At 67.5% G+C, this 8,016-nt stretch carries 6 protein-coding genes; 1 reads left to right on the top strand and 5 read right to left on the bottom strand.

The window, feature by feature from the left end:
- Positions 1-30 precede the first annotated feature (30 nt).
- The 5 genes from MJ797_RS03840 to MJ797_RS03820 form a co-directional block, all read right to left on the bottom strand.
- Positions 31-1,296 carry an ATP-binding protein gene (locus tag MJ797_RS03840; RefSeq protein WP_239331880.1) on the bottom strand — a complete coding sequence of 422 codons (1,266 nt, stop codon included), beginning with the start codon at positions 1,294-1,296 and terminating at the stop codon, positions 31-33.
- 233 nt (positions 1,297-1,529) lie between these two features.
- Positions 1,530-3,236, bottom strand: coding sequence for a sortase domain-bontaining protein (locus tag MJ797_RS03835; RefSeq protein ID WP_239331879.1), 1,707 nt, complete (start codon positions 3,234-3,236; stop codon positions 1,530-1,532).
- Entirely contained in the window at positions 3,236-4,057 is an 822-nt protein-coding gene (locus MJ797_RS03830; protein WP_239331878.1) for a hypothetical protein, read from the bottom strand. The genes MJ797_RS03835 and MJ797_RS03830 overlap by 1 nt, the downstream gene beginning before the upstream one ends.
- A gap of 56 nt (positions 4,058-4,113) precedes the next feature.
- Positions 4,114-5,511 (bottom strand): hypothetical protein, encoded by a 1,398-nt coding sequence (locus MJ797_RS03825; protein ID WP_239331876.1) that lies wholly within the window; start codon positions 5,509-5,511, stop codon positions 4,114-4,116.
- A gap of 57 nt (positions 5,512-5,568) precedes the next feature.
- Entirely contained in the window at positions 5,569-6,330 is a 762-nt protein-coding gene (locus MJ797_RS03820) for a hypothetical protein (RefSeq protein ID WP_239331874.1), read from the bottom strand.
- Between the two features lie 768 nt (positions 6,331-7,098).
- On the opposite strand from MJ797_RS03820, the gene MJ797_RS03815 reads away from it, so the two are divergent.
- Positions 7,099-8,016: serine/threonine-protein kinase (locus MJ797_RS03815; RefSeq protein WP_308128276.1), on the top strand; the 918-nt coding region annotated here is incomplete at its 3' end.

Here is an 8,016-nt window from a genome sequence, read left to right as displayed (position 1 = left end):
CGCTCTAAGCTGCGCGGAGGGGAGGCCGAGTCAGTTTCCGGTCTCCCACAGAGCGGCTATTGGAAGGGATACCAGCCGGTCCCCGAACATGAGGGCTCCCTGGCGTCCGGTGTGCAGGACGATGCCGTGGACGAACTGCGGGCCCAGCAGGTCGCGGAGCGTGGTGAGGCCGCGGAAGTCGTTGCCGGTGACGGTATCGGTCGCCTTGCATTCGATGGCGATGATCTGGCCGTCGTCACGTTCCAGGAGGATGTCGACCTCGGCGCCGCCGCTGACCCGCCAATGATGGAGGCGCACCGAGCTCTCGCTCCAGGTGGCCTGTTTGGCCAGTTCGTTGACGATGAAAGTTTCGATCAGCGGGCCACGGGACGCGGACACCGGCCTGGCCAGGGCCTCGGGAGAGACACCGAGCAGCGCGGCGGCAAGACCGGTGTCGGTGAGGTGCAGCTTGGGGTGTTTGACGACCCGGGCGGTCAGGTTTCGGGACCATACCGGCAGCCGGTGGATGAGGAAGACGGTTTCGAGAAGTTCCAGGTACCGACTGACCGTCGTCCGATGCAGGCCGGTCTTGTTTGCGGTGTTGGCCGTATTGTGTTCCTGGGCGGTGACCGAGGCGACGTAGGCCAGCAGGGTTCGTAGTGCGCTCGGCTCGTTGACGCGGGTCATCTCGCGTATGTCGCGTTCGGCGATGGCTTCGACATAACTGCGGAACCAAGCCCTGCGAGATCGTGTCGTTCGCATCAGCGCCGGCTCTGGGAAACCGCCGCGGCAGACCCGCTGGAAGTAGTCGGCCCGGTCGCTTGCCGTCGCCCGGAGCGCACAGAGCGATCCTGGGTCGTCAAAGGCGTGGTCGATGAAGCTGCCGGACCGGCCGTTGAACTCACCCTGGGAGAGGGGCCAGACGTCCACCACCCCGGCACGGCCGGCCAGGGACTCCGACAGGCTTGGCGTGCTCAGGAAGCGGGTTGATCCAGCCAGGACGTACCGGCCAGGGCGCGGCGCCGCGTCGACCTCGGCCTTGACCGCCCTGACCAGAGCGTCTCCCCCTCGCTGAACCTCGTCGATGAACCGTGGTTCCGTGCCGCTGCCGGTGAAGGCCAGCGGGTCGCTGATCGCGGCCTGCAGGGTCTGTTCGTCGTCGAGGTTGAGCAGCGTGCCCCCGTACCGCTTCTGTAGGTGCCGCAGCAGCGTTGTCTTGCCGGACTGCCGGGGCCCGTTCAGGATCACGACTCGAAATACCGACAGGTACTCCTCGGCGACCGAAGAGCAGGCCCTTTGCAGGTCGGTCACTGACACGGGAAAGCTCCTGCTCACAGCGGATGGCGGCCAGCCTGAGCGTACATCTGACGGAGGCTTGGACCGACACTTCACAGCTGTGTGGACCGACATCTCACAGCTACTGGGACCGACGTTCCACAGGCGTCTGGGCCGACCTTCCGCGGGAGCCTGACGCCCGCCCGCGGTGAGCGCGGCACCCGTCTGCCAAGAGGGGGCCGGTATGCCGGAGGCGCCGGCATACCGGCGCCAGCTCAGCGTGCCAGGGAGAGGGAGAGGGAGACGACCAGGTTCTCCAGGTGGAGCCCTTCCCCGTCCAGTCCGCCGGTGCAGGTGACCAGGCGCAGCTCCGGGCCGGGGGAGGGCCGGTACAGCTCCGCGTCCCGGGGCGAGGCCTTCGGGTAGCGGTCGACGCGGTCGACCGTAAAGGTGACTGTGCTGCCGTCCCTGCGTCGTACCTGGACGGCATCCCCGGTCTTCATCTGGTCCAGCTTGGCGAAGACGCCCGGCTTGTGGTCCCATTCGACATGGGCGGTCATGACAGCGGGGCCGATGTCACCGGGGGCCATCCCGGCGGAGAACCAGGCGACCTCGGCGGCGTTGGACAGCGTCTCCAGCTCGCCCGCCGCCGAATGCAGGGCCTGCCAGCGGTCGGGAGGGGACGCCGGGCCGAGGACGCCGATGGGAACGACCGGCGCGGCCTGGGGATGCCCGTCGGCGAGGAGGCGTTGAGGCAGCAGTAACGCCGTGGGGACGTTGCGATCGGACGATCCCTGGCCCTGGCTGTTGCTGTTGCCGATGGTCCGGCCGTCGCCTGTGCTCCCGACGGCACCGGCGGTGGGGATGGGACCGTCTGCCGGCGGCTTTCCGCTGGATGATCCGCCGCATCCGGCAAGCATGAGGGCGACGGCGGTAACAACGGTCGTGACCGTGGCTGGGCGCCGGATTCCCCCGCGAACGCCAGCGGATGCCGCTGTGCCGGAACGCCGACCATGGGTGGGCGGCACCGCGCCAGGCAGCACAGTTCCGGACAGCAGGGCGCCAAGCAGAACAGCCGCGAGCCCATCAGGAGGCCCATCGGACAGTCCGTGCGAAAGCCGGTCCGGGAGCCCGGCGGACAGGCCGTTCGGCCCGGTCCGGACGGGGCCGGTGGGCACGACCGCCGGCCCGCGGGCATCCGGGGTGAAGAAGGCCGCGGGCAGGTGATCCCCGGATCCACCGGTAACGATCACACTGCCGACGGCGCCCGGGGTGAGCGCGACATCGTCGATGCTGAGGAGGTCCGTCTGCCTGCCGGGGTGGCGCAGGCCGACGGTGGTCGTCGTCGCGGGGATCGGGACAAAAGGCGAGGCCTGCCCCGGGTCGGCGGCTTCGGTCTGCCTGCCGGGTGCGGTCACGAGGACGAACCGAAGATCGTCCCATGACTTTCCGTCAGCGGCGTTCGGGGTGGTCGCATTGATCAGCCGGATGCTGGAGAGGCCGCTGGCATCCGGGCCGACTCCGGGCGCGGTGAAGGTGTCCTGGACGGTTACCACGGTGAGATCGGCGGCATCGCCGGTGATGATGAGGCTGACTGAGCCGCCCCCGGGGATGGTGACCGCGGGTGCCGCAGGGGTTGCCCCGGTCCGGACGACAGTCACGGAGATCGTACCGGCCGGGACCCGTTTGTATTCCGAAACCCCCTTGTACTCGAGCTGGATGGCCTCCGGAAGCGCGGGTGAGGTCACCCGCAGTGTTCCGCCGGGGGAGGCGTCCACGACGCGCAGATAGCCGTGCGCCCCCGCAGCCCCCGCGGCGGCTTCGGAAGCGGGTGCCGGCGGCACCGCGTCGGCATTCGACCGGACGGTGCTGGCCAGCGCCGAGGCCAGCAGCAGTCCTACCGCCAGCGCCAGGGCCCGCCGCAGCGCCGCCGCGACGACCGGGCCGGGCTCGGCGGAGCGGTGCCCCGTCAGGATTCGCATCAGGCACCTTCCGTGGTCTTGCCGTAGGCGGTCAGCCGACCGCCGGCCCGCGTCACATACGTGCGCCAGAAGTCCTCGAGGCGGCGCAGGCGGGACGGGTCGAAGTCCACCCCGGCTCCGGCACCGACCATCCGTACGTTCACCCCGGTCAACGTGGCGATCAGCGAGTCGCGGCCGAGCCGGTCGAGCAGGCTGGTGATGTCAGCCGGTTCGAGCTCGGAGGTAGCCAGGTTGAACGGACGCCGGGTGGATACCGCGTCGGTGAGCACGGTCAGCTCCCGCGGTGCGTTCGGCCGGGCCGAGAGCGTTTTACCGGCGCCTACCAGCGCACCGAACAGATCGGTCCGCTGCCTGTCCTGACCGGTAGCGCATTTGATCAATTCCGCGGTCCTGGTTTCAGCCTGTCTGCTCAGCTGGGCCGTTTGTGCGTCGTCGTACAGCTTGTTGTCCCTGGGATGGGCCGGTACGAGATCAACGGCGACGGACGGGCAAACGCTCGCCTGCGAGTTCTCGGTCGCCACGTCCGCGCTGAAGGAACCGCCAGCGCAGCCTTTGATGACATTCGTGATATCTGCCTTATATTGGTCAATCACTTTTTGGTCGATACTTGCCGATACATCGATGACGAGCGCGCACATCCGTCGCTGCTGCGGCGAGGCGGATGACCCACCGCATGCCGCCAGGGGGAGCAGGGCCGCGATCCCCACCGCCGCGACAATGCGCCACCTGCCGCCGAACGCATGGGGCGCCCGCAGCGCACGTAGTTCCTGGCTATAGGTACGCCTGATGCCCGCGGTGACCGTTGGGGTTCTTTTCTCCATCATCTTCTCCGTCGTTGTTGTGCCGGGCATGTGGTACCGACAGATGAGCCGGCGCATCAGCGCGGGCCCTTGTGAGGCCCGGTGTCGTCAGAATGTTGATCAAAATGCCTTTTCCCATTGGGGGAGGCTGAGGGGGAGGGCGATGAGAGGTCACCTGAAGCCGGGCGGTCGACCGGTTTGGCCGGGGCCTGCTCTTTGTCTTTGTCTGGGTCTTTGTCTTTGTCCGGCTCTGGCTCTGGAGCGCCCGGCGGCCGGAACTCCGGCGCCGGATAGTCCTCGTAGGGGATCTCCGCCAGCGCGGCCGCCCGCTCAGGGTCCATGGCGGCGCCGTTGACCATGGAGTCGCGGTAGGCGTCGCGTACCCGTCCGATGTTCGCGGCTTCGCGCTGGGCGAGGTACTCGGTTGCCCGGTTCTCCGCCTGCGCGGCGGCTTCGGCTATCCGTAGCCGTCGCGTTGCCCAGGCATGCCGCAGCCGTGCGAACCGGCGCCAGGCCTTTGATCTGCGCAATGCCCAGGCAGCCCCACGCACGGTCGCCGCCCGCGGGTCGTGGAGCTGGTACTCGAAGAAGGCGACCGCGAAGGTGAAGGCGACCTGAAGCGACAGGAACATGCAGAATGCGCCGGTCTTGTCTACGCCAACCTTGATGTTGTCTGCCCGCAGCAGGTCAGCGTCGGCGACGAAGGTCTGCGCGCGCACGAGCGCTACGAAGACGTTCATGGCTACGAGCACGATCGTGCCGTTCCAGACGAACAGGTCACGAGGGCTCTGCAGCCATCCGGCCGGTTCGTCAGGTTGCCCGGCCGACTGGTGCTGCCGCGTGTGCCGGCCGGGGCCTGCCTCGGCCGTGACCGGTTCGAGCCGCTTTTCCTTCAGATGCCGGGCGATCGCTGTGGCGATGAGCAGCCCGGCGCCTACGACTGTCACAACCAGGAAGTAGGTGACCCAGTAGGACTGACCAAGGATGTCGAGGGTCGGCTTGAGCGCGACCGCCTCACCGACGATGATCGCACCGGCGATGACGAAGCGGAGCAGCGCCTGGCCGGGCAGATGTGCCAGCAGCCGCCGCCAGCTGTCCGGCCCGGTCCTCGACTCGTCCCAGGCGTCGGTGAGCGTTGTCTCGGCGTCGGTGACGGCCTGGTCATGATCGGTCATCGACTGCTTGAGGACGTCCATCCGGACTTCCGCTCGGATGACCCGTTTCTTCCTGTTGAGCCACGCGAACGCGTATCCCGCTCCGAGATCGCCACCGATGATTTTGTTGTGGCCGGCGAACGCCCGCTCGTAAGGGGTCCGGGTGCCGCCGACCTCGGCGTCGGGGAAGCTGGCCGCCGCGTCCCGGGCGCCGGTTTCCCGGGCCTCCCGGATCCACCGGTCGATGTTCTTGGTCCGGTTGTCGGCCTTCAACGGACGGTAGCGGCGAATGGCCGAGCCGCGTGTCCAGAAAAGACCCATATTATGCCTTCCTTATCGGATGCACGGACTTGTTCGCCACTGGATGCCGGGCCGTGCTCACTGGATGCGGGCCACGGGCGCCGCGGCGCGGGTACGCCGGGGACGAAGGTCCGCGAGCCAGGCCGGTTCATTGATCTCAGGCCGCGGCCATGCCGCCGCGAGGGCCGGCGCTTGTTCACCGCGGACCCGCAGATTCGCCGCGCGGTAGACCTCGATGCACTGGAGGCAGAACGATGACACGGCCATCGCCTGGGCGACTGCGCGGTCAGCCGCCACCTCCCGTTGCTTGCGTAGTTCCGCGAGTTGCTCTCGGGCGGTGTCCAGCTGCTGGCGGGTAGCGTCCCGTTTCGAGCGGCCTGTCGCGGCCCGCCGGTTCGCGCGGGCGGTTTCGTCGTCACAGGTACGCGGCTGTTTCGGCGTGAGGTGGGGACGTTCCTTCTCCGTGTTCATCGGGAGTTCGCTGGTCAGACGCGCGACCAGGGCCTCCAGCCGGGCGATGCCGGTGTCAATGCCGTCGAGGGCGTCCAGGGCCTCGACCCCGAGCGCGTGGTGTGAGCGCGCGGCCAGCGCCGTGATTTCCCTGATCGCCGGTGTAGACCACGCCTGTGGATCGGGACTCCAGCTGACCGGGTCCGTGTTGTGGGCTGTGCCCGGCGCGGGCCTGGCCCGTGGTAGCGGGACGGCGGGCGTCGGCAGGCCGACACGGCCGTCCCGCCGGCCTCGCAGCCACATCCTGAAGCGGGTGCGCCGGCTCGGTCCGATCAGGATCGAACCCGATACAGCGTGGACGTCGCGGACGCGACCGAGGCGACGCTTCATCTCGGCAGGAGCTCCTTGAGCTGGAAGAATTGTTCGGAGAAAAGGGGGCAGCACGCACCCGCGGCCCGCCGTGGCGTTCCAGGACGCGGCGGCGTTCGCGGGCGCGGAAACGTTTCCAGCCATGTCTGACGGACGGCGCGTTCTGACGGACGGTGTATGAGCGCCGCGCTGGCGTCGCTCAATCGGATTGTGGTGCGTCCGTTGTTCGTTGGCGCCCGTCAGGACAGGATGGAAACCGTGCGAGCGGGCGCGTCACCGATCACGATACTTTAAGAGCGCCCGAGGATAGGACTGTCCGGCTCGCGGCTCCCCGCCCGGCCGCGTTGTCGTCAGCCGGCGCCCAGCACCAGGGCGCCTTCCTCCGCTGCCTTGCCGGACCGGGCGCGGATGAGCCGCTCACTGATCGAACACCCTATCCTCGGGCGCTCTAAGTGATCACGTCCAGGCTTGCTGGCCGCTGCGTTGAACATGGACCGGGCCAGCCGATTGGACCTTCTTGGCTGGCCGGCAAACAAAGAGAACCCCGCATGGCAACCCCCCGTAAGTTGTGCTCGGAGCGTAGACCACAGCTGTCGCCGTGCCGAGGGCAGTCGGCCCGACGTTGGGGAAACGATGATAAACCGTGTTCGGAAAGGCTGCCCGTAGGATGCGGCGCCTGGGCAGGGTAGGGTGCCCACTCATTAGAACGTCCGGCACGGGGGGTGAACGGATGCGGCTTGTTGGTGTGCGCCGACGGATGTCACACGACCGCTCGAGTTTCGGCGCCGCGTGGGCTGTCGATGGCTCGGCGAGTGGGGTTTCAGCGTGAGCGGCCAGCACTTTCTCGGCGGCGCGCGTGAGCCGCTGCGGCCGGGGGACCCGGCAACGATAGGCGGCTATCGCCTGCGTGGCCGGCTCGGCGAGGGCGGTATGGGCGTCGTCTATCTGGCCGAGGATGAAAACGGCACACCGGTGGCGCTCAAAACCATATTACCCCAGCATCGAGGTTCGGGTGGACGGCGGTTCCGGGCAAGGTTCCGGCATGAGATTAAGAACGCGAGCCGCGTCAGAAGCCCTTACACACCCGCGGTGCTGGCCCATGGGAGTGATCGGAGCTCTGGCGATCCTTACCTGGTCACAGAGTTCATCAACGGGCCGAATTTAAATGATTATGGAATTCTCCTCACTCCTCCCGAGTTGCAGCGGCTCGCGCACAATCTACTAGCTGCTATTGACGCGCTCCATGAGATCGGGATCGTGCACCGTGATATCAAGCCGTCGAATATCGTATTGTCGCCGTGGGGTCCGTATCTGATCGACCTGGGAATTTCCAAATCGGTTGACGACTCGACTGTCACGGGTGTTGGAGAACGACCGGGGACTCCGGCGACAATGGCGCCCGAGCAGTGGGCCGGAAAAAATGTGGGAAAGCCGTGTGACGTATGGGCCTGGGGCTGTGTGATGGTCAAGGCCGCTACCGGGCGTTATCCTTTCACTGGGCCAGGGCCGACTGACCGAAGCGATGAGCCTTACCTGGGCGGCCTGCGGCAGCCGTTGCGCGGCCTGGTCAGGCAGGCATTGCAGGCGGAACCGAGCGCGCGGCCTTTGGTCAGGACTCTCCTGAAGAATCTTGATGGTATCGGGGCCGCGGCGGACCCACATGACATGCCCACCGAGGTCCGGCAGCCGGAACGGCCGTCGGATCAA

The organism is Protofrankia sp. CiP3 (genome assembly GCF_917627345.1).
In the GTDB taxonomy this organism is placed as follows: Bacteria; Actinomycetota; Actinomycetes; order Frankiales; family Frankiaceae; genus Protofrankia.
This window is presented reverse-complemented; position numbering and strand designations above follow the sequence as displayed.

Coding starts and splice junctions, on each gene's coding strand:
- MJ797_RS03830 (WP_239331878.1), bottom strand. CDS start 4,057: ATGGAGAAAAGAACCCCAACGGTCACCGCGGGCATCAGGCGTACCTAT.
- MJ797_RS03820 (WP_239331874.1), bottom strand. CDS start 6,330: ATGAAGCGTCGCCTCGGTCGCGTCCGCGACGTCCACGCTGTATCGGGT.
- MJ797_RS03825 (WP_239331876.1), bottom strand. CDS start 5,511: ATGGGTCTTTTCTGGACACGCGGCTCGGCCATTCGCCGCTACCGTCCG.
- MJ797_RS03835 (WP_239331879.1), bottom strand. CDS start 3,236: ATGCGAATCCTGACGGGGCACCGCTCCGCCGAGCCCGGCCCGGTCGTC.